This is a genomic window from Neisseria sp. WLZKY-1 (assembly GCF_046546535.1).
In the GTDB taxonomy this organism is placed as follows: domain Bacteria; phylum Pseudomonadota; class Gammaproteobacteria; order Burkholderiales; family Neisseriaceae; genus Neisseria.
In genome coordinates this window covers 1-23211 of the sequence record NZ_JBKGTW010000003.1, presented here as the reverse complement: position 1 = coordinate 23211, position 23211 = coordinate 1, and the positions used below count along the sequence as shown (strand labels likewise).

General features: G+C 59.3%; 26 protein-coding genes. 10 read left to right on the top strand and 16 right to left on the bottom strand.

Translation table 11 applies throughout. The features are described 5' to 3' along the window. The first annotated feature begins 30 nt into the window (after nt 1-30). The 8 genes from rseP to tpx all read left to right on the top strand — a co-directional run bounded on the left by rseP (nt 31) and on the right by tpx (nt 8007). Complete coding sequence (gene rseP, locus ACLD9W_RS01565) at nt 31-1368, top strand: RIP metalloprotease RseP (protein ID WP_410840384.1); 1338 nt, start codon at nt 31-33, stop codon at nt 1366-1368. A 3-nt stretch (nt 1369-1371) separates the two neighbouring features. Then, nucleotides 1372-3780 (top strand): outer membrane protein assembly factor BamA, encoded by a 2409-nt coding sequence (bamA, locus tag ACLD9W_RS01560; protein WP_410840383.1) that lies wholly within the window; start codon nt 1372-1374, stop codon nt 3778-3780. 19 nt (nt 3781-3799) lie between these two features. After that, complete coding sequence (locus tag ACLD9W_RS01555; RefSeq protein WP_410840382.1) at nt 3800-4285, top strand: OmpH family outer membrane protein; 486 nt, start codon at nt 3800-3802, stop codon at nt 4283-4285. A gap of 376 nt (nt 4286-4661) precedes the next feature. After that, nucleotides 4662-4784 carry a hypothetical protein gene (locus ACLD9W_RS01550; RefSeq protein WP_410840381.1) on the top strand — a complete coding sequence of 41 codons (123 nt, stop codon included), beginning with the start codon at nt 4662-4664 and terminating at the stop codon, nt 4782-4784. A gap of 112 nt (nt 4785-4896) precedes the next feature. After that, nucleotides 4897-5940 carry a UDP-3-O-(3-hydroxymyristoyl)glucosamine N-acyltransferase gene (lpxD, locus tag ACLD9W_RS01545; RefSeq protein WP_410840380.1) on the top strand — a complete coding sequence of 348 codons (1044 nt, stop codon included), beginning with the start codon at nt 4897-4899 and terminating at the stop codon, nt 5938-5940. 92 nt (nt 5941-6032) lie between these two features. Further along, on the top strand, nt 6033-6497 hold the full coding sequence (gene fabZ / locus ACLD9W_RS01540) for a 3-hydroxyacyl-ACP dehydratase FabZ (RefSeq protein WP_009425629.1): 465 nt from the start codon (nt 6033-6035) through the stop codon (nt 6495-6497). Nucleotides 6498-6604: 107 nt separating this feature from the next. After that, nucleotides 6605-7381 carry an acyl-ACP--UDP-N-acetylglucosamine O-acyltransferase gene (gene lpxA / locus ACLD9W_RS01535; RefSeq protein WP_410840379.1) on the top strand — a complete coding sequence of 259 codons (777 nt, stop codon included), beginning with the start codon at nt 6605-6607 and terminating at the stop codon, nt 7379-7381. A 131-nt stretch (nt 7382-7512) separates the two neighbouring features. Next, nucleotides 7513-8007 (top strand): thiol peroxidase, encoded by a 495-nt coding sequence (gene tpx, locus ACLD9W_RS01530; RefSeq protein WP_410840378.1) that lies wholly within the window; start codon nt 7513-7515, stop codon nt 8005-8007. An 88-nt stretch (nt 8008-8095) separates the two neighbouring features. On the opposite strand, the gene recR is transcribed toward tpx, so the two are convergent. The 7 genes from recR to gcvH all read right to left on the bottom strand — a co-directional run bounded on the left by recR (nt 8096) and on the right by gcvH (nt 13508). Further along, a complete protein-coding gene (recR, locus tag ACLD9W_RS01525; protein ID WP_410840377.1) occupies nt 8096-8701 on the bottom strand; it encodes a recombination mediator RecR in 606 nt (201 codons plus the stop codon). A gap of 90 nt (nt 8702-8791) precedes the next feature. Next, complete coding sequence (locus ACLD9W_RS01520) at nt 8792-9184, bottom strand: hypothetical protein (protein ID WP_395428613.1); 393 nt, start codon at nt 9182-9184, stop codon at nt 8792-8794. A 44-nt stretch (nt 9185-9228) separates the two neighbouring features. Next, nucleotides 9229-10479 carry a serine hydroxymethyltransferase gene (gene glyA / locus ACLD9W_RS01515; protein WP_410840376.1) on the bottom strand — a complete coding sequence of 417 codons (1251 nt, stop codon included), beginning with the start codon at nt 10477-10479 and terminating at the stop codon, nt 9229-9231. A gap of 200 nt (nt 10480-10679) precedes the next feature. Beyond that, nucleotides 10680-12047, bottom strand: a complete 1368-nt coding sequence (gene accC / locus ACLD9W_RS01510; RefSeq protein WP_410840375.1) for an acetyl-CoA carboxylase biotin carboxylase subunit — start codon at nt 12045-12047, stop codon at nt 10680-10682. A 79-nt stretch (nt 12048-12126) separates the two neighbouring features. Next, nucleotides 12127-12315: a YqaE/Pmp3 family membrane protein gene (locus ACLD9W_RS01505; protein ID WP_410840374.1), complete on the bottom strand. Its 189-nt coding sequence runs from the start codon at nt 12313-12315 to the stop codon at nt 12127-12129. Nucleotides 12316-12394: 79 nt separating this feature from the next. Beyond that, nucleotides 12395-12847 (bottom strand): acetyl-CoA carboxylase biotin carboxyl carrier protein, encoded by a 453-nt coding sequence (gene accB / locus ACLD9W_RS01500; RefSeq protein WP_410840373.1) that lies wholly within the window; start codon nt 12845-12847, stop codon nt 12395-12397. 277 nt (nt 12848-13124) lie between these two features. Beyond that, nucleotides 13125-13508 (bottom strand): glycine cleavage system protein GcvH, encoded by a 384-nt coding sequence (gene gcvH, locus ACLD9W_RS01495; protein ID WP_410840372.1) that lies wholly within the window; start codon nt 13506-13508, stop codon nt 13125-13127. Between the two features lie 141 nt (nt 13509-13649). Between gcvH and ACLD9W_RS01490 the strand changes: the two genes are divergently transcribed. Continuing rightward, nucleotides 13650-14009 carry a hypothetical protein gene (locus ACLD9W_RS01490; RefSeq protein WP_410840371.1) on the top strand — a complete coding sequence of 120 codons (360 nt, stop codon included), beginning with the start codon at nt 13650-13652 and terminating at the stop codon, nt 14007-14009. A gap of 63 nt (nt 14010-14072) precedes the next feature. Here the strand turns inward: ACLD9W_RS01490 and ACLD9W_RS01485 are convergent, their stop codons facing one another. From ACLD9W_RS01485 to ACLD9W_RS01470, 4 genes are all read right to left on the bottom strand, one after another. Then, nucleotides 14073-15542, bottom strand: a complete 1470-nt coding sequence (locus ACLD9W_RS01485; RefSeq protein WP_410840370.1) for a DUF3360 family protein — start codon at nt 15540-15542, stop codon at nt 14073-14075. A gap of 252 nt (nt 15543-15794) precedes the next feature. Then, nucleotides 15795-16931: a methyltransferase gene (locus ACLD9W_RS01480; RefSeq protein ID WP_410840369.1), complete on the bottom strand. Its 1137-nt coding sequence runs from the start codon at nt 16929-16931 to the stop codon at nt 15795-15797. A gap of 84 nt (nt 16932-17015) precedes the next feature. Further along, the gene (dapB, locus tag ACLD9W_RS01475; protein ID WP_410840368.1) at nt 17016-17831 is read right to left on the bottom strand and encodes a 4-hydroxy-tetrahydrodipicolinate reductase; all 816 of its coding nucleotides are present in this window, start codon (nt 17829-17831) and stop codon (nt 17016-17018) included. A gap of 12 nt (nt 17832-17843) precedes the next feature. Then, nucleotides 17844-18230 carry an outer membrane protein assembly factor BamE gene (locus tag ACLD9W_RS01470; RefSeq protein WP_410840367.1) on the bottom strand — a complete coding sequence of 129 codons (387 nt, stop codon included), beginning with the start codon at nt 18228-18230 and terminating at the stop codon, nt 17844-17846. A gap of 132 nt (nt 18231-18362) precedes the next feature. Between ACLD9W_RS01470 and fur the strand changes: the two genes are divergently transcribed. Then, the gene (gene fur, locus ACLD9W_RS01465) at nt 18363-18812 is read left to right on the top strand and encodes a ferric iron uptake transcriptional regulator (RefSeq protein WP_410840366.1); all 450 of its coding nucleotides are present in this window, start codon (nt 18363-18365) and stop codon (nt 18810-18812) included. 147 nt (nt 18813-18959) lie between these two features. Here the strand turns inward: fur and rfbD are convergent, their stop codons facing one another. The 5 genes from rfbD to ACLD9W_RS01440 form a co-directional block, all read right to left on the bottom strand. Beyond that, on the bottom strand, nt 18960-19832 hold the full coding sequence (rfbD, locus tag ACLD9W_RS01460; RefSeq protein ID WP_410840365.1) for a dTDP-4-dehydrorhamnose reductase: 873 nt from the start codon (nt 19830-19832) through the stop codon (nt 18960-18962). Nucleotides 19833-20118: 286 nt separating this feature from the next. Continuing rightward, nucleotides 20119-20991 carry a glucose-1-phosphate thymidylyltransferase RfbA gene (gene rfbA, locus ACLD9W_RS01455; RefSeq protein WP_410840364.1) on the bottom strand — a complete coding sequence of 291 codons (873 nt, stop codon included), beginning with the start codon at nt 20989-20991 and terminating at the stop codon, nt 20119-20121. Nucleotides 20992-21198: 207 nt separating this feature from the next. Continuing rightward, nucleotides 21199-21732, bottom strand: a complete 534-nt coding sequence (locus ACLD9W_RS01450; RefSeq protein WP_410840363.1) for a restriction endonuclease — start codon at nt 21730-21732, stop codon at nt 21199-21201. A gap of 303 nt (nt 21733-22035) precedes the next feature. After that, entirely contained in the window at nt 22036-22443 is a 408-nt protein-coding gene (locus ACLD9W_RS01445) for an REP-associated tyrosine transposase (RefSeq protein ID WP_410840362.1), read from the bottom strand. Between the two features lie 394 nt (nt 22444-22837). Next, a partial coding sequence (locus tag ACLD9W_RS01440) for a transposase (protein WP_410840361.1) occupies nt 22838-23211 on the bottom strand: 374 nt, incomplete at its 5' end.

Genomic DNA, 23211 nt, shown 5'->3' with positions numbered 1-23211 from the left:
GCAAAACCGATACATTAAAAGGAAAAAAGATTGCTCACCCTGGTTTCATTTATCGTTGCCATTTTGATATTGGTCAGCCTGCACGAACTCGGCCATCTGCTGGTGGCGCGCTGGTGCGGCATCAAAGTGCTGCGCTTCTCTGTCGGCTTCGGCAAACCGTTTTTCACCAAACGTTGGCGCAATATCGAATGGTGTTTCGCACCGATACCGTTGGGCGGCTATGTCAAAATGGTCGACACCCGCGAGGGCAACGTGGCCGAGGCCGATCTGCCCTATGCCTTCGACAAACAGCATCCCGCCAAGAAAATCGCCGTCGTCGCCGCAGGCCCGCTTACCAATCTGGCCCTGGCCGTGCTGCTTTACGGATTGAGTTTTTCCTTCGGTATCAGTGATTTGAAACCCTTTGTCGGCACGGTCGAGCCGTACAGCATCGCCGCCAAAGCGGGTTTTGCCGCAGGCGATAAAATCACCGCCGTCAACGGCGTGCCCGTTGCCAACTGGGGCGACGCGCAAACCGGCATTATTTTAGATTTGGAGGCGGGAAAAGTCGATGTGGCCGTGACGACAGAGCAGGGACAAAACGTCGTACGCACCATCAATGCCGCAGGCACGCAGGAGGCGGCCGATGTGGCCAAGCGCGGTGGCTATATCGGTCTGATGCCTTACAGGCTGACGAAAACCGTCGGCGTGGTCGTGCCCGGCAGCGCGGCGGAGAAGGCCGGTTTGAAGGCGGGCGACACGCTGCTGGCGGCCGAGGGCAAAGCGCTGGACAGCTGGCAGGAATGGGTCGATTTGGTGCGCCGCAGCGCAGGGCAAAAGCTGCAACTGACCTATCTGCGCGACGGAAAAACACTGGAAACCTTCATCCGCCCCGACTCGGAAATGCAGGGCGGCGTCTTGTCCGGCAGGGTCGGATTAGGTGCGGCCACCGATAAAGTGTGGGACAAAGCAGTCCGCTTCCGCTATTATCCGTCCGTTGCCGAAGCCTTCGGCATGGCCTGGCGCAAAACTACGGACTACGTTACGCTGACTTTGAAGTTCTTCGGCCGCCTTTTGGGTGGGCAGGCTTCGCTGCAACACGTTTCCGGTCCGCTGACCATCGCCGATGTGGCGGGCAAGTCCGCCTCGATGGGCTGGCAGCCCTATGTCGAATTTCTCGCCTTGGTGAGCGTCAGCCTCGGCGTGATGAATCTTCTGCCCGTTCCCGTGTTGGACGGCGGGCATCTGGTGTTTTACAGTATCGAATGGCTGCGCGGCAAACCGCTTTCCGAAAGCATTCAGACGGCCGGGCTGCGCGTCGGCCTGGCACTGATGATGATGCTGATGATTTTGGCTTTTTTTAATGATATTACCCGTTTATTTGGATAACGTATGAAACTGAAAAAACTGACCCTGACCCTGATGATGCTGGGACTTTCCCCGCTCGCCCTAGCCGACTTTACCATTCAGGACATCCGCGTGGAGGGCTTGCAGCACGCCGAGCCGTCCACCGTGTTCACCTACCTACCGGTCAAAGTGGGCGACACCTTCCGCGACGGGCAGGGCGAGCAGATTATCAGCAGCCTCTATGCCACCGGACTGTTTGACGACGTGCGCGTGGAAAGCATGGGCAACCAGCTGCTGCTGACCGTGGTCGAACGCCCTGTGATCGGCAGTTTCGAAGTCAGCGGCGGCAAACTGATTCAAAACGACGCCATCAAGAAAAACCTCGACGCCTTCGGCTTGGGGCAGTCCAAACCGTTCAACCAAGGCCGTCTGAACGAAGCCGTGGCCGGTTTGAAGGATGAGTATAAGAAACAGGGCAAATATTCGGTGGAAATCACCCCCACAGTTACCCGTCTGGCGCGCAACCGCGTGGCGGTGGAGCTGAAAATCGACGAGGGCAAAACCACCACCATCAAAGACATCGAATTTGAAGGCAACGAGCGCTATTCCGACCGCCGCCTGCGCCGCCAGATGTCCCTGAGCGAAGGCGGCCTGTTTACCTGGCTGACCAAAAGCAACCGCTTCAATTCCGACAAATTCTCGCAGGACATGGAGCGCGTTACCGATTTTTATCAAAACAACGGCTATTTCGATTTCCGCATTGTCGATACCGATGTACAGATGTCGCCCGACCAAAAACACCAAACGATGAAAATCACCGTGTCCGAAGGACAGCGCTACCGCTGGGGCAAAGTGACTATCGAAGGCGACACCCGCGAAGTGCCGAAAGAAGAGCTGTACGGCCATCTGAAAATGAAGGAAGGCCGTTGGTACGAGCGCGCGCAGATGCTGGAAAGTCTGGAAAAAATCCAGCAGTCGATGGGAACGGCTGGTTATGCGTTCAGCGAAGTCAACGTCATTCCGCAGCCGAACCGCGAAACGGGCGTCGTCGATTTCGTCTTGCAGGTCGAACCGAACCGTAAAGTTTATGTGAACAAAATCAACATTTCGGGTAACAACAAAACCCGTGACGAAGTCGTGCGCCGCGAACTGCGCCAGATGGAAGCCGCTCCGTATGACGTTTCCAAACTGCAACGCTCGAAAGAACGCGTCGAGCTTTTGGGCTACTTCGACGATGTGAAATTCGAAGCCAAACCCGTGGAAGGCACGCCCGACCAGGTGGATGTGGACATGAGCGTCAACGAACGCGCCACCGGTTCGCTCGATTTGAGCGCGGGCTGGGTGCAGGACACCGGCCTTGTGATGGCTTTCGGCGTGGCGCAGGACAACCTGTTCGGCACAGGCAAATCCGTTTCTGCCCGCGTTTCGCGCAGCAAAACCACCAACAACGCCTCCCTGTCGTTTACAGACCCCTATTTCACCCCCGACGGCGTGAGCCTAGGTTATGACTTGTACGGCAAAACCTACGATCCGCGCAAATCCTCTTCTGGCACCACCAGCAACGGCCGCTACAAAACCTCCACCGTCGGTGCGGGCATCCGCATGGGCGTGCCAGTCACCGAATACGACCGCGTCAATTTCGGCCTCGGCGCCGAGCATATGCAGGTTCAGACCTTCGAAGGCGCACCCAAACGCTACCGCGAATTCATCGAAAAATACGCCAAAAGCCAAACCGGCGGCATCGGCAAATACAAAGGCTGGACAGTTAAAGGCAGCGTCGGTTGGGGGCGCAACAAAACCGACAGCGCCCTGTGGCCGACACGCGGTTACATGATCGACGCCAATTTGGAAGGCGGCCTGCCCGGTGGCGATTTGCAGTATTACAGCCTGACGCACAACCAAAAATGGTTCTTCCCGTTGAGCAAAAACTTTACCCTGATGCTGGGCGGATCGCTGGGTGCGGCCGACGGCTACGGCAAAACCAAAGAACTGCCGTTCTTCCAAAACTTCTACGGCGGCGGCTTGGGTTCGGTGCGCGGCTACGAAAGCGGTACGCTCGGCCCGAAAGTCTACGACGAAGACGGCGACAAAATCAGCTACGGCGGCAACAAAATGCTCTCGGGCACGGCCGAGCTGCTGTTCCCCTTCCCCGGCATCAAAGACAGCCGCAGCGTCCGCCTGAGCCTGTTTGCCGACGCCGGCAGCGTGTGGGACAACAAAACCTATACCGATTCGAGCAGCGACCTCTTGGGAGGAAGGAAACTGCAAAACGTTTACGGCGTGGGCACCAGCCACAAATCCAGCTTCAAGGAAGAGCTGCGCTACTCCGCGGGTGCGGCGGTAACGTGGATCTCGCCGCTGGGCCCGATGAAGTTCAGCTATGCCTATCCGATCAAGAAAAAACCGACCGACGAAATCCAGCGCTTCCAATTCCAGCTGGGTACCACCTTCTAAGCTTGGCACAGGAAACAGCATGACCAGTGGAAAAACACGGATCAGCATGTGGGCAGCAGCCTTTGCCGCTGCGGCGGCTTTGGCCGCACCCGCGGCGGCAGGCGGCGCGCAGAAACTCGGTTTCATCGACGTCGAGCGCGTCTACCGCGAGTCGAAGCAGGCGCAAAACATCCAGCAGAAACTGGAAGCCGAATTTGCGCCGCGCCAGCAGCAGCTGGAAAAAATGCAGCAGGAAACCGCAGAATGGCTGCGCAAAAACGCCGCCTCCGGCAAAAACGCCGAAAGCGAGCGCCGCAGCCGCGCCCTGCGCACCGCGCAGCAGCAGCTGGCCGAAGACTACGACCTGCGCCGCAACGAAGAGTTCGCCGCATTGCAGCGCAACGCCGACCGCGTGATGATTGATTTGGCAAAAAAAGAAGGTTACGACCTGATACTGCACAACGTTATCTTCATCGACGCCAAATTCGACATCACCGACAAAGTCATCCACGAGATGAACCGTTAAACAGTCCAACCTGCGCCGCGGGTTTTTCAGACGGCCTGCCGTATCGAGGCCGTCTGAAACGTTTTCCCGCCGCGCCCGAACCGGATTCAAATATGATGAAAAAAGTATCGGCAGCATTGGCCTGCTTTTTTCCTTTGCCGCGCAGGCCGATATTCCGCAAACGGCCGACACGCGCTGCTTCCCCGTCGGCGCCGCGGGCAAAATCGGTAAAGCGCAGCCCTGCCGCGCACAAGCGGTCACATCCGCGCCGCGTCCGAACCTGTCCGACACACGTTCCGTCAGCTACGAAATCGGCGGCAGGCAATACACCTTCACCGCCGATTATGATGCGGAAAACGAGCGCCGGCAGAGCGCATACGAAGGCGGCAGCCTCGAAGTGTATTACCGCAGCCGCGCCTTCAACCCCTTGAAGCAGGACGGCCGCCGCGCCCGTTACACCTGTTTCCGCGCGCAAGACGTGCATTTCTGCACACCCAAACGCCCCGCGCCGTTTTGGTAAATTCCACGAAAAGGCCGTCTGAAAACGAAACCCCGACGAAGTGAAAACGCATCCGATTGCTTGCGGTTTCCCGTTTCAGACGGCCTGCCGTGCAACCTGTTCCGATAAGGCCATGACAGAAAAAACCTATACCCTTTCCCAAATCGCAGCCGAACTCGGCGGCGAAGTGCGCGGCAGCGACATCGCCGTGTCCGCCGTGCGCCCGCTCGCCGAAGCAGGCGCAGCGCACATCAGCTTTCTCGCCAACCCCAAATACAAGGCCGACGTACACGCCAGCGGCGCGGGCGCGGTCATCGTATCGGCCAAAGCTGCCGACGAATTTGCCGGCCGCAGCCTGATTGTCGCCGCCGACCCCTATCTCTATTTCGCCAAAGTGGCACGGCTGTTTTCGCCGATCGTCAAAGCACAGGGCAGCGTACACCCCACCGCCGTGATTGAGCCGACCGCCACAGTACCCGCAAGCTGCGAAATCGGCGCGCACGCCTACATCGGCGCAAACACAGTACTCGGCGAAGGCTGCCGCATTCTCGCAGGTACAGTGGTCGAACACGACTGTACGCTCGGCGATGAAACCGTTATCCACCCCAACGCCGTGGTTTACCACGGCTGCACGTTAGGCAAGCGCGTGGAAATCCACAGCGGCGCAGTCATTGGCGCAGACGGCTTCGGCCTCGCCTTTGCAGGCGATTCGTGGTTTAAAATCCCGCAAACCGGCGCGGTAACGCTCGGCGACGACGTCGAAATCGGCTCCAACACCAATATCGACCGCGGTGCAATGAGCGACACCACCGTCGGACGCGGTAGCAAAATCGACAACCAAGTGCAAATCGGCCACAACTGCCGCATCGGCAGCCACACCGTTATCGCCGCCAAAACCGGTATTTCCGGCAGCGTCACCATCGGCGATTTCTGCATCATCGGCGGCGGCGTCGGCACGGTCGGCCACATCGAAATCGCCGACAAAACCACCATCGGCGGCGGCACGTCCGTCACCCACAGCATCAGCGAAAGCGGCACCCACGTTGCGGGCATCTTCCCCATGTCTTCTTATAAAGAATGGGCGCGCAACGCCGTGCACGTGCGCCGTTTGAGCGAAACAGACAAACGGATCAGGCAGCTTGAAAAAGAACTGGCCGAACTGAAAAACGGCAGATAAGCAGATAACAAAAGGCCGTCTGAAAACGAAGTTTCAAGGAAGTGAAAAACCGTTTTCAGACGGCATGACCCAACCACAAGGACAATCACGCAATGGACATCAAATTCCCCATCGAAGCCCGCGAAATCCAGGAAATCCTACCGCACCGCTTCCCCTTCATGCTGCTCGACCGCGTTACCGCCGCCGAGCCCGGCAAAACCCTGAGTGCGTTTAAAAACGTCACCTTCAACGAGCAGTTTTTCCAAGGCCACTTCCCCGAATCGCCCGTAATGCCGGGCGTGCTGATCGTCGAAGCCATGGCGCAGGCCTGCGGCGTGCTGGCCGTGTTGAGCCAGGGCAGCACCAAGCGCCGCGAAAACGAAATCACCCTGTTTGCCGGACTCGACAATGTGCGTTTCAAACGCCAGGTCATCCCGGGCGACCGCCTCGACTTCGAAGTCGAACTGCTCGCCCACCGCCGCGGCATCGGCAAATTCAACGCCACCGCCAAAGTAAACGGCGAACTGGCCTGCGAGGCCACCATCATGTGCGCCCAGCGCGTCGTCGAAAAAGGTTGATGCGGCGTTTTCAGACGGCCTGGGGCTGATTGCCAACAGCCCCTAGGAAGCCGTCTGAAAACCGTCGGACAGGCCGCCAGCGAACAAACGGGCACGAAAGGAAAACCATGACCCTCATCCACCCCACCGCCGTCATCGACCCCAAAGCAGAACTCGATTCCAGCGTCAAAGTCGGCGCATACACCATCATCGGCCCCGACGTGCAAATCGGCGCGAACACCGAAATCGGCCCGCACGCCGTCATCAACGGCCACACCACCATCGGCGAAAACAACCGCATCTTCCAATTTGCCAGCCTCGGCGAAATCCCGCAGGACAAAAAATACGCCGGCGAGCCGACCCGCCTGATTATCGGCAACGGCAACACCATCCGCGAATTCACCACCTTCAACCTCGGCACGGTTACCGGCATCGGCGAAACCCGCGTCGGCGACGACAACTGGATTATGGCCTACTGCCACCTCGCCCACGACTGCGTCATCGGCAACCACACCATCTTCGCCAACAACGCCAGCCTGGCCGGACACGTTACCATCGGCGACTACGTCATTCTCGGCGGTTATACGCTGGTTTTCCAGTTCTGCCGCATCGGCGACTACGCCATGACCGCTTTCGCCGCAGGCGTGCACAAAGACGTACCGCCCTACTTCATGGCCGCAGGCTACCGCGCCGAACCGGCAGGCATCAACAGCGAAGGCATGCGCCGCAACGGTTTTAGCGCCGAACAGATTGCCGCCGTCAAAGATGCGTATAAAACCGTCTACCACCGCGGCATCCCGTTTGAAGAAGCCAAAGCTGACATCCTCGCGCGCGCCGAAACCCGGCCCGAGCTGGCCGTATTCAAAGGCTTCTTTGCCGCCTCCACGCGCGGCATCATCCGCTAAGGCCAAGAGGCCGTCTGAAAGCGCCGCGTACTTTTCAGATGGCCTCTTGGCAGGGCGGGTCAAACGTCCTATCCTTCACGCGGGCGGCTGCTGCCGCCCGTTTTGTACGCAACCGAAAGAAAGGATTTACCATGTCCCAAGTCACCTTCCACGGCAACCCCGTACAAGTCAACGGCACGCTGCCCGCCGTCGGCCAAACCGCGCCCGCATTCTCGCTGGCCGCTGCCGATTTGTCCGACAAAACGTCAGCCGATTTTGCCGGCAAGCGCAAAGTGCTGAACATTTTCCCCAGCGTCGACACCGGCGTGTGCGCCCAATCGGTGCGCCAGTTCAACCAACGCGCTTCCTCGCTGGATAATGCCGTCGTACTGTGCATCTCCGCCGATTTGCCCTTTGCCCAAGCCCGCTTCTGCGGTGCGGAAGGCTTGGACAAAGTCGTGACGCTCTCAAGCTTCCGCAGCAGCTTCGCGCAAGATTACGGCGTCGTCCTTGCTGACAGCCCGTTGCGCGGCCTCACCGCCCGCGCCGTCGTGGTGCTCGACGAAGCCGACAAAGTGCTGCACGTCCAACTGGTCGGCGAAATCGGCGACGAACCCGATTACGACGCCGCGCTGGCCGTGCTGTAAAGCGCTTGTTTAGTTCAAACCGAAAGGCCGTCTGAAAAACCCGTTGCGGGTTTTCAGACGGCCTTTGTGCTGCAGCAGGGCGGGTCGCTTACTCTTTCAACAGTTTGCGCTCGTACACGGCCTGCGCCAGCGTGCCCGCGTCGATGTATTCCAGCTCCGCGCCCAGCGGCATGCCGCGCGAGAGGCGGCTGATTTTGTAGGGCAGGTTTTTCAGCAGCTCGGCCAGAACATAGGCGGTAGCGTCGCCTTCGGCGGTGAAGTTGGTGGCGATGATGATTTCCTCCACCTCGCTTTCTTGCAGGCGCGTCACCAGTTTGTCGATGGCGATATGGTTCAAATCCATACCCTGCGCCGGGCTGACCTGTCCCATCAACACGAAATAGAGGCCGTCGTGGCAGCGGGCGGCTTCCATACCGGAGACGTCGGCGGGCATGTGGACGATCATCAGCCGCCGTCCGTCGCGCTCGGGATCGGCGCAGATATCGCAGGTTTCGCCTTCGCAAAATGTGTTGCAGCGGGCGCAGTGGCGGACTTGCAGCAGGGCGTTGTCGAGGGTGCGGGCGAGTTCCGCCGCGCCTGTGCGGTCGTGTTGCAAGAGGTGGTAGGCGATGCGCTGGGCGGATTTGGGGCCGACGTTGGGCAGCACTTTCAGGGCGTTTATCAGGCGGGAAAAGGCGTCTTGCGGTTTGGCCATGGGTTGTCTTCAGTAGGATGCGGGACAAGGTTTGAGGCCGTCTGAAAAAGGGTTTCAGACGGCCTTTCGCGCTTATCCGCTGCGGTAGGTTTAGTTGGGAAAACGGATTTCTGCATCGTCGCTGCTGACATCGAAAAAGCCCACGCCGTGTTTGGCGGCCAATGTACACACGGTTTCATAGGCTTCGTCGGCCACCGACCAGGCAAAGGCGGTATAAATCACCGATTTTCCGATACAGTAGTCGCTGACGTGGGGATTGTCGAAATAGTCGTCATCGTCTTCGTCGCCGCCATAAGGGCCGTTCATGGCGGGGAAGGTTTCGATCATTTCCAAAAACCAAGCGCGCAAGGCGGGCGTGGTAACGGCGGGATCGTCGTACTCGTGATCTTCCGCCCATTCTGTTTGCGCGTCATACCATTGCATAAACTCCTCGCGTTCGCGCGGGGCGGCGGCGGGGTCGAATACCATCAAGTCGTAACTCATTGTTGTTTCCTTAGCCGAATAACAATCCGCAGATGCGCGGCGGTTTACGCGCCGTACACCGGATTTTTATCGCACAGCGCTTTGACCTGTTCGGCCACGTGCGCGAGATTGGCTTCGTCGTTGGGATTGTCCAGCACGTCGGCCACCAGATTGGCGAGTTTGCGGGCATCGGCTTCATCGAAGCCGCGCGTGGTAATTGCTGATGTGCCGACGCGGATGCCGCTGGTGACAAACGGTTTTTCCGGGTCGTTGGGGATGGCGTTTTTGTTAATTGTGATATGCGCCTTGCCCAGGGCTTCTTCGGCGGCTTTGCCGGTGATGTTTTTCGGGCGCAGATCAACGAGGAACAAATGGCTTTCGGTGCGGCCGGTTACGATGCGCAGGCCGCGTTTGACCAGCTCTTCGGCCATCGCCTGGGCGTTGGCTTTCACCTGCTTGGCGTAGGTTTTGAACTCAGGTTGCAGCGCTTCTTTAAAGGCCACGGCTTTGGCGGCAATCACGTGCATCAGCGGGCCGCCTTGCAGGCTGGGGAAAATAGCCGAGTTGAGGGCTTTTTCATGCGTGGTGTCGCGGCAGAGAATCACGCCGCCGCGCGGGCCGCGCAGGGTTTTGTGGGTGGTGGTGGTGACAAAATCGGCGTGCGGCACGGGGCTGGGATACTCGCCCGCCGCAATCAGGCCGGCGTAGTGCGCCATATCGACGAACAAATACGCGCCCACTTTGTCGGCAATTTGGCGGAAACGCGCCCAGTCGATTTCCAGCGCGTAGGCCGATGCGCCGGCTACAATCATTTTCGGCTTGTGTTCGAGCGCGAGGCGTTCGACTTCGTCGTAATCCAAAATTTCGTCTTCGTTCAAACCGTAGGCAACCACGTTATACAGTTTGCCGGAAATATTGACGCTTGCGCCGTGGGTCAGGTGGCCGCCGTGCGCCAGGCTCATGCCCAAGATGGTGTCGCCCGGCTTGAGCACGGAAGTGTAAACGGCCTGGTTGGCCTGCGAACCGGAATGCGGCTGCACGTTGGCATAGGCTGCGCCGAAGAGTTTTTTTACGCGGTCGATAGCCAGCTGTTCGGCTACGTCCACATGCTCGCAGCCGCCGTAATAGCGTTTGCCGGGATAGCCTTCGGCGTATTTGTTGGTAAGCTGGCTGCCCTGCGCTTCCATTACGGCGGGGCTGACGTAGTTTTCCGAGGCAATCAGCTCGACATGGTCTTGCTGGCGTTGGTTTTCGGCGGCGATGGCGGCGGCGAGTTCGGGGTCGAATTTCTCGATGGTAAGTTTTCGTGAAAACATGGCATCTCCTTTGAAGTGCGGGGTTGTTAAAACGGCCTGCGCTCAGGCGCGGCGGGCATTGTATAGTGAACCAAAATGGAAAATCTACGGCGTTTCCGTTTGTGGGGCGTTTCAGACGGCCTTCGCGGCGCGGACGCGGGTTTGCGGCCGTTTGAAAACAATAAAGGCCGTCTGAAAACGGTTTTTCAGACGGCCTTATCCTATTTTTCCTGCGCCAGACGCTCTTTGCGCTCTTCCAGCCAGTGTTCCAGATAGTGGATGCTGACGCCGCCTTCGGAGAAGCCGGGGTCGGTGAAGAGGTCGCGGTGCAGCGGGGCGTTGGTTTTGATGCCGGTGACGGCCAGCTCGGCCAGGGCGACGCGCATTTTCGCCATCGCCTGTTCGCGGGTTTTGCCGTGGACGCAGATTTTGCCGATCAGGCTGTCGTAGTTGGGCGGGATGCGGTAGCCCTGGTAGATGTGGCTGTCGACGCGGATGCCGAAGCCGCCGGGCAGGTGGCAGCTTTCGATCAGACCGGGGCTGGGGATGAAGTTGTAGGGGTCTTCGGCGTTGATGCGGCACTCGAAGGCGTGGCCGTCGAGGACGATGTCTTTCTGCTTGTATTGCAGTTTTTCGCCTGCGGCGACGCGCAGCTGTTCCTGCACAATGTCCACGCCGGAAATCAGTTCGGTAACGGGGTGTTCGACTTGGACGCGGGTGTTCATTTCGATGAAGAAGAATTCGCCGTCTTCGTAAAGAAATTCAAACGTGCCCGCGCCGCGGTAGCCGATGCGTTTGCAGGCTTCGACGCAGGCTTTGCCGATTTTTTCGCGCTCTTTGGCGGTGATGCCGGGGGCGGGGGCTTCTTCGATGACTTTCTGGTGGCGGCGCTGCATGGAGCAGTCGCGCTCGCCCAGATAGATGGCGTTGCTGTGTTCGTCGGCCAATACTTGGATTTCGACGTGACGCGGGCGTTGCAGGTAGCGTTCCATGTAGACCATGGGGTTGCCGAAGGCGGCGCCTGCTTCGGCTTTGGTCATTTCCACGGATTTAATGAGGTCTTCTTTTTTCTCGACCACGCGCATGCCGCGTCCGCCGCCGCCGCCGGAGGCTTTGATGATGACGGGGTAGCCGACTTTGTCGGCGATGCGGATGATTTCGTCGGGATCGTCGGGCAGAGCGCCGTCGGAACCGGGCACGCAGGGCACGCCTGCTTCGAGCATGGCCTGTTTGGCGGATACTTTGTCGCCCATCAGACGGATGGTGTCGGGGCGTGGGCCGATGAAGACGAAGCCGGATTCTTCGACCTGTTGGGCGAAGCTAGCGTTTTCGGCGAGAAAGCCGTAACCGGGGTGGACGGCGTCGGCGCCGGTGACTTCGGCGGCGGCGATGATGGCGGGGATGTGCAGGTAGCTCTGCGGCGAGGGCGCCGGGCCGATGCAGACGGATTCGTCGGCCAGCTTGACGTGCAGGCTGTCTTTGTCGGCTTCGGAATGGACGGCGACGGTGGCGATGCCCATTTCGCGGCAGGCACGCAAAACGCGCAGGGCGATTTCGCCTCGGTTGGCGATTAAGACTTTTTTCAGCATGATGGGTTTCCTGTTTGGCGCGGCGGCGCGGCGGTTTCTAACTTCGCTGGAGCTTCGCTTTCAGACGGCCTCTGCGGTGTCAATTGCCCAGTGCGTTGCGGATTTTTTGGTCGGTTTTGTACTGGCTCAGGGCGTATACCGACCACAGGGCGGCGGGTATCCAGCCGATCAGGGTGATTTGCAGGAGCAGGCAGATGATGCCGGCGAAGGGGCGGCCAATGGTGAAAAATTGCAGCCAGGGCAGGAAGATGGCGAGAAGCAGGCGCATGGTGTTTCCTTGCGGTGATGTGCGGGGGAGAAAGGTTTTCAGACGGCCTCTGTATATGCAGAGGCCGTCTGAAAACGGCTTATTCGATGATGAAGAGCGGTTCGCCGTATTCTACGGGTGTGCCGTTTTCGACGAGGATTTCTTTGACGGTGCCGGATTTTTCGGCTTCGATTTCGTTCATCAGCTTCATGGCTTCGATGATGCACAAGGTGTCGCCCGCTTTGACGCTTTGGCCGACTTCGACGAAGGGGGCGCTGGTGGGGCTGGCGGCGCGGTAGAAGGTGCCGACCATGGGCGATTTCTGCGCGGCGGAGAGGTCGCGGGCGGCGGGTGCTGCGGGTGCGGCAGGGGTTGGGGCTGCGGCGGGAGCCGGTGCGGCGGGCGCTGCTTGGACGGGGGCGGGTGCGTAAACGGTTTGCGCCACGGTGGAACGGGTGATGCGTACTTTTTCTTCTCCTTCGGTGACTTCGATTTCGGCGATGCCGGATTCTTCCACCAGATCAATCAGCTTTTTGAGTTTGCGTAAGTCCATTCGGGTTTCCTTGGAAAATATTGTGCCACCGCAAAGTGCGGTTGCAGAGGGGTGTTTTGTGGCGCGGGCGGGGCGGCAAAATGCGCCCGGCAAGGCGGCAATAGGCGCGCATTTTTACCAAAATGCGGCGGAAAGTCCAGCGAAATGTTGGGAAACGGCGGGTTTGGCGGCGTTTGTTTTTCCGTATGGCGCGCGGGCTTCGGAAGGCCTGTCCGTAGGGGGCGGAAATGTTTTCAGACGGCCTGCAACAGGGTGCAGGCCGTCTGAAAAGGGCGGGTCAGCCTGCCAGTTGGGCGTATTGTTCCGCGTTAAGCAGGGCGTCGTAGTCGGCGGGGTTGTCGGGTTGGATTTTGAAGAACCAGCCCGCGCCGTAGGGGTCGCTGTTGGCGGTTTCGGGGGCGGAGGCAAGGGCTTCGTTTACTTCGAGCACTTCGCCGGCAATCGGGGCGTAGACGTCGGAGGCGGCTTTGACGGATTCGACGACGCCTGCCTGCTCGCCCGCGGCCAGTTTGGCACCGGTTTCGGGCAGTTCGACAAAAACGATGTCGCCCAGAAGTTCCTGCGCGTGGAAGGTGATGCCGACGGTGATGGTGCCGTCGTCTTCGCGGCGTAGCCATTCGTGGCTGTCGACGTATTTCAGTTCAGCGGGGATGTTGCTCATGGTTTGTTCTCCGTTTAAGGGTTAAGAATTGTTTGGGTGTGTAAGGATAGCAGGCTTGCCGTGCTTTGGGAATATCGGCATTTAACGCGGGGCGGGTGCATAATGCGGCACTCGTTTGCCGTTTTATGCAGGAGAAAAGCGATGAAAAAAATGTTGTTTTTGGCCGCCGTGCTGTGTGTGTCTTCGGGGGCGGGTGCGGTCGATTATCTGATCAGTAGCGGGAAGGACGAGCCGCCCGTTATCATCATTCACGAGCCTTACGGGCGCGGGCGCTATATGCCTTATCCGCCGCCTCCGCCGCCGCGTCCGTATTTCCGCGACGACAGCGGCAGCGGGCAGTCGATCAAGTTCGGTCAAAACACCATCCGTTTCAGCAACAGCCCGCCGGATACTGTCGAGAGCCGCAGTGTTGGCGGCTACGGTTATTATGAAGACGCTTATCCGCCGCCGCGCCGCTACCGTCCCGCGCCGCCGCCGCGCGCTTATTATTGGCGGCGTTAGAAGCGCTTTTGTGCCGTATGAAGGCCGTCTGAAAAGTTTCAGACGGCCTTTTGCTTTGCGGGTTTACAGCTGTCGGAAGTGCGGCAGGAAGGCGGGAATGCCGGGCAGCATGCCGACCGCACCCATGGCGGCGCAGAGAATGACGAAGCCTGCGGCGGGCACGATAACGCGGCCGACGAAGCCCAGTCCGGCGCTGCGTTCTTTGCAGCCGATGAGGCCGAGGTTGTCGAGCAGCATGGTGAGCGACCAGCCGAACACGGGGTTGACCAGCGCCGAGGAGAAAACGACGATGGCGGCGGACTGAGTGGTTTTGCCTTTGCGCGTCATTTCCATGCCCGCTTCAAGCAGGGGAATATACACGCCGACCACAAGCGCCACGCTCAATACGGGCTGCCACACGGCCAAGTCCATCGGGTAGCCCCAAATGCCTGCCGTGATGCAGAAGAGGGCGGTGAGAATGGCGCCGGCTGGAATCGGGCGCTTGGCGATGGAGGCGGGAACGATGTATGTGCCCCACGATGAAGTGAAGTTCGCGCCGCCGAGGAACGAGCCTGCGGCCTGGCGCACGGCGCAGCTGACCATGGTGTCGTCGATGTTCATGTGCGCTTTTTCCGCTTTTTCGGGATAGCTCAGTTTTTGGAAGACCTGGTGGCCGAGGAAATCGGGCGACCACATGGCGACGGCGAGCACGGCGAAGGGGAAAACGACGAGGAAACTGTCGGCCGTCGGCCAGCCGAGCATCCAGCCCGTGTTTTCGCCCCACCAGTAGGACGGGCTCATCGGCGGCAGGCCGGGTGCGGTTTTAAACGAAAAAGGTGCGCCGAGGACGAAGGCGGTGACGCCTGCCAAAAGGCAGCCCAGCGGCACGGCCAGCCAGCGTTTCTGCCAGTGTTCGAGCAGGGCGTAGAGCACGATGGTGCCCAGTATCACGACGAAGGCGATGTGCGGCATGCCGAAGCCGCCTGCCCAGTCGAACAGTTTTTTCACCTGCCCCGTCGTGCCGATAAAGCCCAGATAGAGCAGCAGGCCGCCGCAGACGCCGTTACCCGTCAGCTTCGCCATCAGGCTGCCGCCTTTGGTGATGCCGAGGATGAAGCCGAACAGGGCTATCAGGATGCCGAAGGCCAGCGGGTGTCCGCCTGCGGCGACTACGACGGGAATCAGCGGAATCAGCGGGCCGTGCGTGCCGGGCAGGTTGGCGGTGGGCAGGAAAAAGCCCGACAAGAGCAGGATGAACAGCGAGGCGATGAGCAGCTCGTAGCGCACGTTTTCCAAAATAAAGCCTTCGGGCAGCCCTAAGGGGCCGGCGAAGGCGGCGGCCACCGCGCCCACCATCACCACTTTGCCGATGGTGCCGGCGAATGCGGGAATCAGGTCTTCCCATTCGAAACGGAAGTCGCGCAGCGGCAGGTTGGCGCGCCAGCGCTTCGGTTGCAGGATTTCCAGTTCGTGGTCGAGATAGGCTTCGCGGGTGGCGAAGTCGGAGGCGGGTTTGTGTAATTGCGAATAGCTTTTTTCGATGGTCTCACTCATATTTTTCTTCTCCGTTGGTCTGTTTCAGACGGCCTGCCGTGTTTGCATGGAGGCCGTCTGAAAAGCAGTATAGTTAATTTGTGTAATTGCGTGTAATCCAAAATGGTGATGGCAGCCATCAGGCAGACGGAAGGAGACGGATTTTCTTGATGGAAAAGAATGATGTAAGAAGAGATGCCGTCTGAAAACGAAAGCATACATTGGTTAAGGATGCAGACATTCGTTTTCAGACGGCCTTTTTGCGGCGGTGCTTTACAGCGGGCGCAGGCGGTAGAGGGTGGTGGTTTCGCGGCTGCGGGCAAAGGCGAGCGGGTCGGACGGGTCGGCTGCCTTGGCGTGGACGGGGAGGGTGTGCAGGGTTTCGATAAGGGCGAGGGAGGCCGTCTGAAAGAGGGTGGGCAGGAAATCCGCCGTGCGCAGGCCGAGGTGTTCGGCGAGGTCGGACATGACAAGCCAGATTTCGCCGCCGTCGTTCAGGTGCTGCTGTGCGCCGCTGAGAAAGCCGCGCAGCATGGCGTGGCCGGGGTCGTAGAGGGCGGTTTCGACGGCGGAGGTGGGTTTGGCGGGCAGCCAGGGCGGATTGCAGACGATAAGGTCGGCGCGTCCGGCGGGGAAGAGGTCGGCGGCTTCGACGGCGATTTGCTGCGCGAGGCCGAGGCGGGCGGTGTTGGCGGCGGCGCAGGCGAGGGCGCGGGGGTTGTTGTCGGTGGCGGTGATGCGGGTGATGCCGCGTTTGGCGAGCAGGGCGGCGAGTACGCCCGAGCCTGTGCCGATGTCGAAGGCCGTCTGAAAGTGCGGGGGGAGTTCGGCCTGCATGACGAGGTCGAGATATTCGCCGCGCAGGGGGGAGAAAACGCCGAAGGGAACGTGGATGCGGCCGCCGAGGGCGGGGATGTCGACGCCTTTTTTGTGCCATTCGTGCGCGCCGATAAAGCCGAGCAGGAGATTTAGGGGCAGCAGGAAGGGGGCGTTGTTGGCGTTGTCATAGACGTCTGCGAGGGCGGCGCGGATGTCGGGGGCGCGGGGCAGGCCGAGGGTGAAATCCGCGCCGATTTCGACGGCGAGCATATTGGTGAGGCGGCTTTGCTGCGCTTGTCGCAGGCGGTGGCGGTGGAAGGCGGCGGCGGGGTCGGCGGTTTGCCCGCCGGCCTTTGGTTTGCGTTTTTCAGACGGCCTGCCGCCGCGCAGGCGTTTTTTCAGGGCGGCGAGGATTTGTTTGGCGTTGTGGAAATCGCCGGTGAAGATGGTGGCAGTGTCGGCGCGGGCGTTTTGCAGGACGGTGGCGGCGTTGGTTTCGCGCCGGAAAACGGCGTTTTTCGGCGGTTTCTGCGTGCTTTCGCTGCGCCATTCGCAGGCGGTGTTGCGGTCGGTGGGGATTTTGGGGGTCATGGCAAAGGCCGTCTGAAAAGGGTTTTGGGTGTGTTTGAGGCCGTCTGAAAACGGGGTTTCAGACGGCCTCTGTGCGGTATTTGTTTAGTGGGACGGGTTTTTCAAGCCCAATACGTCCTGCATGTCAAACAGGCCGGTTTGGCCGTTTGCCCAGACGGCGGCGCGCACTGCGCCGGAGGCGAAGGTCATGCGGCTGGAGGCTTTGTGGGTGATTTCGACGCGCTCGCCGTCGGCGGCGAAGAGAGCGGTGTGGTCGCCGACAATATCGCCGCCGCGCACGGTGGCAAAGCCGATGGTTTGCGCGTCGCGCTCGCCGGTGTGGCCTTCGCGGCCGTAAACGGCGCATTCTTTCAGGTCGCGGCCGAGCGCGTGGGCAATCACTTCGCCCATACGCAGGGCGGTGCCGCTGGGGGCATCGACTTTGTGGCGGTGGTGCGCTTCGATGATTTCGATGTCGTAGCCTTCGTTTAATACGCGGGCGACGGTGTCGAGAATGTGGAATGTGAGATTCACGCCCACGCTGAAATTGGCGGCAAAGACGATGCCGATTTTCTCGGAGGCCGTCTGAATGGCGGCTTTGCCCGCGTCGTCAAAACCGGTGGTGCCGATAACGATGTTGGTGTTGTGGGCGGCGCATTTTTGCAGGTGGGCGAGGGTAGACTCTGGGCGGGTGAAGTCGATGAGGACGTCGCTTCGGGCAATCACGGCTTCGGCATCGTCGGTGATGGCGATACCGGTGTTGAGGCCGAGTGCGTAGCCCGCGTCGCGGCCGAGCGCGCTTGAGGCAGCATGTTCGAGTGCGCCGCTCAATACGGTGTCGGGGTGTTTGCTCACGGCTTCGATTAAGACGCGCCCCATGCGGCCGTCTGCGCCGGCGATGGCGATTTTCAGGGGATTCATGCCGTTCGCTCCTTATTGTTGCGGCTGTTGTGCGGCGGCTTGGAGCTGCTCGCGGGCGTAGTCGACGGCGTTGCCTTCGGCTTTGACGAGGCGGTCGTTTTCAAACCAGACGGTGAGGTTGCGCGTTTCGGCTTGGTTGATGATGCCGTTGCGGCTGATTTCGTAGGTGTAGTCCCAGCGGTTTTGGTGGAAGGCGGAGCGCAAGAGCGGCGTGCCCAACAGAAGCTGCACTTGGTCGCGGCTCATGCCGGGGCGCAGGGAGGCGACGGCGCGTGCGTCGAGCTGGTTGCCCTGGATGACTTTCAGTTTGTAGGAGGGAAAATGGGAAACCCGCTCGGACGAGCAGGCGGTAAGGGAGAGTAGGGCCGTTGCGGCAAGCAAAGCTGTGAATTTGTTCACGGGTTAAACCTTTTCGAATAGGTAGGAGGGGCAGTATGATACAACAAATTCTCATTTGAAAATTTTTATCATTCTGCTAGTGGGCAAAGCCGTTAAAAGTGCGTATTATAGCGGCAATTACGTCACTAAGGTATGAACGGTATGGAAAAGTCTATAGACAGCAATGTAGCCCAACTCAGAGACAACGGCCTGAAAGTCACCGGCCCCCGCTTGAAAATCCTCGATTTGTTCGAGAAACACCCCGACGACCATATGAGCGCGGAAGACGTGTACCGCGTTTTGCTGGAAAACGGCATTGAAATCGGCGTTGCCACGATTTACCGTGTGCTGACCCAATTCGAGCAGGCCGGCATTTTGCTGCGCCACCATTTCGAAACGGGCAAGGCGGTGTACGAGCTCAACACCGGCGGCCACCACGACCACATCGTCTGTGTCAAATGTGGCTCCGTGGCCGAGTTCCACAGCGAGGAAATCGAAGAGTTGCAGGATAGAATGGCCGAAGAACACGGCTACCGCATTGTCGATCACGCGCTTTATATGTACGGCGTGTGCGGCAACTGCCAAAAGAAGGAAAAACGCTGATTTGATTCGGCGCGGCGGCTCGGATTGCTCGACTGAGGCCGTCTGAAAATACAAAACAGGCATTCGGAACAATGGTTCGGATGCCTGTTTTGTATTTTCAGACGGCCTAAACGTTTTAACGGGCGGCAGGGTTGGCCAGTATGCGGTTTATCGGCAGTAAGGCTGCAAATCAGCCAGCGCGGCCTGCCAGTTTGCCGCTTCGATGCCGAAGGTGTTTTGGATTTTGGTGCAGTCCAGCCGCGAGTTAGCTGGGCGGCGGGCGGGGGTGGGGTAGTCGGCGGTGGCGATGGCTTTGATCTCGGGGATTTTCGGCATCAGGTTTTGCGCGGCGGCAGCCTGAAAGATTTGCTCGGCAAAGCCGTGCCAGCTGGTGTAGGGGCAGCCTGAAAAATGATAGACGCCCCAGTCGGCGAAACCGGGAGCTTGGCTGCGTTCGGCGATGGCAATCAGGGCGGCGGCGATGTCGGCGGCGGGGGTGGGCGCACCGTGTTGGTCGGCAACGATGCCGAGGCTGTCGCGCTCGCGGCCGAGGCGGAGCATGGTTTTGACGAAGTTGCCGCCGTGCGCGCCGAACACCCAGGCGGTGCGCAGGATGATGTGGCGCGGACAGGCTGCGGCGGCCTGTTCGCCTGCCAGCTTGCTTTTGCCGTACACGCTTTGCGGGTTGACGGGATCGGTTTCGCGGTAGGGTGCCTCGGCCGTGCCGTCGAACACATAATCGGTGGAAATGTGCAGTAGGACGGCCTTATGTGCGGCGGCGGCTTGGGCGAGATGGCGCACGGCGTCGCGGTTGACGGCGTAGGCGGTGTCGGCATCGCTTTCGGCTTTATCGACGGCGGTGTAGGCAGCGGCGTTGATAATGACGTCGGGACGGAAACCGGCAACGGTGCGTTCAACGGCGGCGGAATCGGTGATGTCGAGTGCGGCGCGGTTGGCGGCAAGGACGGTGGCGCGGTTTTGAAGCTGCAAAACCAGTTCGCGGCCGACTTGGCCGTCGGCGCCGGTAATCAGGATGTTCATAGGTTTGTCCTTTCGGGTTGGGGGTAGGAGGCAGCCTGAAAGTTGGATGTCAACAGAACCTCTACGGTTTATCGGGCTTTTTTGGCATCCAGCAGGTCGTCCATTTCCTCGAAGTGGACGAGGACAGATTTGTATTCATGGTTGATTTTGCTGTATTTCTGCATGGCTTTTCCTTGGTCTGGGGGGGGGAAGGCCGGGTATTGATGCCCGACATTTAACTTTTAAGGCCGTCTGAAAGCGTACTGCAATGCAGTAAACAAACTTTTCAGACGGCCTCAAAGGCGTTTTATTGCCTGCCGTCCAGCAGCCGCATCAGGTATTGGCCGTATTCGTTTTTGGCCATGGGGCGGGCGAGTTCTTCGAGCCGGTCGGCATCCAGCCAGCCTTGCCGCCAGGCGATTTCTTCGAGGCAGGCGACTTGCAGGTTTTGCAGGTTTTGCACGGTCTGCACAAAGGCGGCGGCTTCGTGCAGGCTTTCGTGGGTGCCGGTGTCGAGCCAGGCGAAGCCGCGGCCGAGCAGCTGCACGGAAAGGCTGCCGTCTTCGAGATACATTTGGTTGACGGCGGTGATTTCGAGTTCGCCGCGTGCGGAGGGTTTGACCTGTTTGGCGAAGTCGATCACGCGGTTGTCGTAGAAATAAAGGCCGGTTACCGCCCAGTCGGATTTGGGTTCGCTCGGTTTTTCTTCGATGGAAAGGGCTTTGAAGTTTTGGTCGAATTCGACGACGCCGAAGCGTTCGGGATCGCGCACTTGGTAGGCGAAGACGGTGGCGCCGTGGCTTTTGGCGGCGGCTTGGCGCAGGGTTTGGGTGAAGGACTGGCCGTAGAAGATGTTGTCGCCGAGTACCAGGCAGACGCTGTCGCTGCCGATAAATTCTTCGCCGATGATAAAGGCTTGGGCGAGGCCGTCGGGACTGGGCTGTTCGGCGTATGCGATATGGATGCCGAAGCGGCTGCCGTCGCCGAGCAGGCGGCGGAAGGCGGGGTTGTCTTCGGGGGTGGTGATGACGAGGATGTCGCGGATGCCGGCGAGCATGAGCACGGACAGGGGGTAGTAGATCATGGGTTTGTCGTACACGGGCAGCAGCTGTTTGGAAACGCCGCGGGTGATGGGGTAAAGACGGGTGCCGGAGCCGCCGGCAAGGATGATGCCTTTCATGGGATTTCTCCTTTGGGGTGGGTTTTCAGGCGGCCTATGGAGGCCGTCTGAAAAAGGTGTTTGGAAACGGATACGGAGGGACTGCATTTTGCTGAGGCCGTCTGAAAGGGTTTTCAGACGGCCTCAGGAGTTCGGGCGGCAAAATTATAGCAAACCGTTTTATGTCGGTTCATATGATTCGGTTTGATTGTGAGCTGCGACCGGGTTTCAACCCGCATCGCGTTTGGCGGCGGCTTTGATGTCTAGGATTTGGCACACGAAGGCGGCGAGTTTAGTGGGGAAACCGGCATCGTTCAGGCTGCCGATTAGGGCGAAGGTGTCGGGTTTGCCGCCGTCGTCGGCGGTGAGGGTTTCGCCTTGGTAGTATTGGAAAAACAGGGCTTTGCCGCCGCGGATTTTGCCGCGGTGCAAAACGAGAATGTCGCCGTTTTCGTCTGCGGCGAATGCGCCGGATAAGGCGCGGTTGATGCCGTCGGACGGGAAGTTGATTTCGGCGGCAAGCGAGACTTTTTTACCGGCAACGGGTGCGCCCAAGCCGAAGCCGTTCCAGCATTTTTTGCCGTCTTGCGTTTGCGCGTACCACAAATCCAACTCGGGCGAGTAGGCGGCTTCGGTGTCAAAACCGCCGTTGACGGCAGCGATGGTGCAGGAGATTTTTTGGCTGAGGGCAGCTTGCAGGGCTTGGGTGAAACGCGCTTGGGCGGTGGCGAGTTGGGCGGGGTCGGTAAGGATGGCGGGCATGGGTGTCCTTTGTTTGGGGGGGGGGATGGAAAGGCAGCCTGAAGGTGGGGGCAGGCTGCTTTGTAGGGTGTGTGCCGTAGGCGCGCACGCGGTTAGAGGGTTCAGTGTTCCGTATCGTTTTTTAGCTTCGCAACTTCGCTTTGTTGCGCAGGCTGTTTTGTTTGGCGGATTGAACGGTGGGCTGAAAAAGCCGGCATACACGGAGTGTTTGGCGACCGCGTGCGTGGCAGAGCCACACACCCTACGCAGGCGGTTTCAGACGACGTTTGAGGCCGTCTGAAAGGGTTGGTTTTGAACACGCGGTTATTCGCCAAAATCCATATCGGCGGTTTCGGGTGTGCCGCCCCAGTCGGGCGGGAGCAGGCCGTGGCGGACGTAGCGGTGGAAGCTGGAAAACGGCCAGTCGTGCACGCTTGCGGCGCAGCGGTGTTTGACGGGATTGTAATGGATATAGTCGGCACAACGCTGTAAATCGGCTTCGTTGCGAACGGTGTGTTCGTAAAAACGCCGTTGCCAAATACCGCGTTCGTTCCGCCGCTGTTTGCTGGCAGACAGGTTTTCGGCACGAGGGAAATGTGCGGAGAATTTGGTTTTAATCAGCCGCCAGCGCAGGGAATAATCCGCATCATCGGGCGGCAGCGTCCAAATGGTGTGAATATGGTTCGGCAGCACGCATACGGCGACGGTTTCAAAGAGATATTGTTTTTGCACATCCATATAAGCCGCACGCGAAGCCGATATGTTCGACAAGCAGGCGTGATTTTGGGTCGGCGAGTTTGACGGTGAAAAAGAATGTGCCGCCGGCAATGAAGTTTCTGCGATAACGCGCCATAGGATTTTTGTTTGTGGTTTGAGTGTTGGAGAAGGAATGGTTTGTTTTTTAAGGGTTTAACTTTGTTAAAGTTGACGCTTTCAGACGACATTGGAGGCCGTCTGAAAGCGCTAGCTTCAACGAAGTTAAAAGTTGAAACGGCGAACGGTCAATCAACCAACCGCGTGCGTGCGTACCGCACACACCCTACACGTTGATTTTGAAGTTCCGTGCAATTCACAGGTAGCAACTGTGTTCCCCCACCCCGTCGGGCAGGGTAACCAAACTCGGTGATTACGCGCACTGCGGTGCGGGTTGTTGTTCGCTTTGCTGTTCTGATTTCGTCTGCAAAGAGACCAGATAATCCCGCATCCTTGCGTTCAGAATACGCAGAAGTTTGTGCATACACGCGTTGATGGCGACTTTGAATGGTTTGCCTTTGGCGCGCAGCCTCTCGTAAAACGCTTTAATCTTCGGCTCAAAGCGACTCGCCGTTAGTGCTGCCATATACAGCATATTGCGCACCGCCATTCTGCCGCCGATGCAGCCTGCTTTCTTGTCCGTATCGCCGCTTTGGTTCGGCGGCGGAACGACACCTGCCAGCATGGCGATGCGTTTGTGTGGTACGGTGCCCAACTCGGGCAGCATGGATAGCAGGGTGGCGCTGG

Excerpts from the sequence above, each read along its gene's own strand:
- bamA (WP_410840383.1), top strand. The coding sequence starts at position 1,372 with ATGAAACTGAAAAAACTGACCCTGACCCTGATGATGCTGGGACTTTCC.
- ACLD9W_RS01555 (WP_410840382.1), top strand. The coding sequence starts at position 3,800 with ATGACCAGTGGAAAAACACGGATCAGCATGTGGGCAGCAGCCTTTGCC.
- lpxD (WP_410840380.1), top strand. The coding sequence starts at position 4,897 with ATGACAGAAAAAACCTATACCCTTTCCCAAATCGCAGCCGAACTCGGC.
- fabZ (WP_009425629.1), top strand. The coding sequence starts at position 6,033 with ATGGACATCAAATTCCCCATCGAAGCCCGCGAAATCCAGGAAATCCTA.
- lpxA (WP_410840379.1), top strand. The coding sequence starts at position 6,605 with ATGACCCTCATCCACCCCACCGCCGTCATCGACCCCAAAGCAGAACTC.
- tpx (WP_410840378.1), top strand. The coding sequence starts at position 7,513 with ATGTCCCAAGTCACCTTCCACGGCAACCCCGTACAAGTCAACGGCACG.
- recR (WP_410840377.1), bottom strand. The coding sequence starts at position 8,701 with ATGGCCAAACCGCAAGACGCCTTTTCCCGCCTGATAAACGCCCTGAAA.
- ACLD9W_RS01520 (WP_395428613.1), bottom strand. The coding sequence starts at position 9,184 with ATGAGTTACGACTTGATGGTATTCGACCCCGCCGCCGCCCCGCGCGAA.
- glyA (WP_410840376.1), bottom strand. The coding sequence starts at position 10,479 with ATGTTTTCACGAAAACTTACCATCGAGAAATTCGACCCCGAACTCGCC.
- accC (WP_410840375.1), bottom strand. The coding sequence starts at position 12,047 with ATGCTGAAAAAAGTCTTAATCGCCAACCGAGGCGAAATCGCCCTGCGC.
- ACLD9W_RS01505 (WP_410840374.1), bottom strand. The coding sequence starts at position 12,315 with ATGCGCCTGCTTCTCGCCATCTTCCTGCCCTGGCTGCAATTTTTCACC.
- accB (WP_410840373.1), bottom strand. The coding sequence starts at position 12,847 with ATGGACTTACGCAAACTCAAAAAGCTGATTGATCTGGTGGAAGAATCC.
- gcvH (WP_410840372.1), bottom strand. The coding sequence starts at position 13,508 with ATGAGCAACATCCCCGCTGAACTGAAATACGTCGACAGCCACGAATGG.
- ACLD9W_RS01490 (WP_410840371.1), top strand. The coding sequence starts at position 13,650 with ATGAAAAAAATGTTGTTTTTGGCCGCCGTGCTGTGTGTGTCTTCGGGG.
- ACLD9W_RS01485 (WP_410840370.1), bottom strand. The coding sequence starts at position 15,542 with ATGAGTGAGACCATCGAAAAAAGCTATTCGCAATTACACAAACCCGCC.
- ACLD9W_RS01480 (WP_410840369.1), bottom strand. The coding sequence starts at position 16,931 with ATGACCCCCAAAATCCCCACCGACCGCAACACCGCCTGCGAATGGCGC.
- dapB (WP_410840368.1), bottom strand. The coding sequence starts at position 17,831 with ATGAATCCCCTGAAAATCGCCATCGCCGGCGCAGACGGCCGCATGGGG.
- fur (WP_410840366.1), top strand. The coding sequence starts at position 18,363 with ATGAACGGTATGGAAAAGTCTATAGACAGCAATGTAGCCCAACTCAGA.
- rfbD (WP_410840365.1), bottom strand. The coding sequence starts at position 19,832 with ATGAACATCCTGATTACCGGCGCCGACGGCCAAGTCGGCCGCGAACTG.
- rfbA (WP_410840364.1), bottom strand. The coding sequence starts at position 20,991 with ATGAAAGGCATCATCCTTGCCGGCGGCTCCGGCACCCGTCTTTACCCC.
- ACLD9W_RS01450 (WP_410840363.1), bottom strand. The coding sequence starts at position 21,732 with ATGCCCGCCATCCTTACCGACCCCGCCCAACTCGCCACCGCCCAAGCG.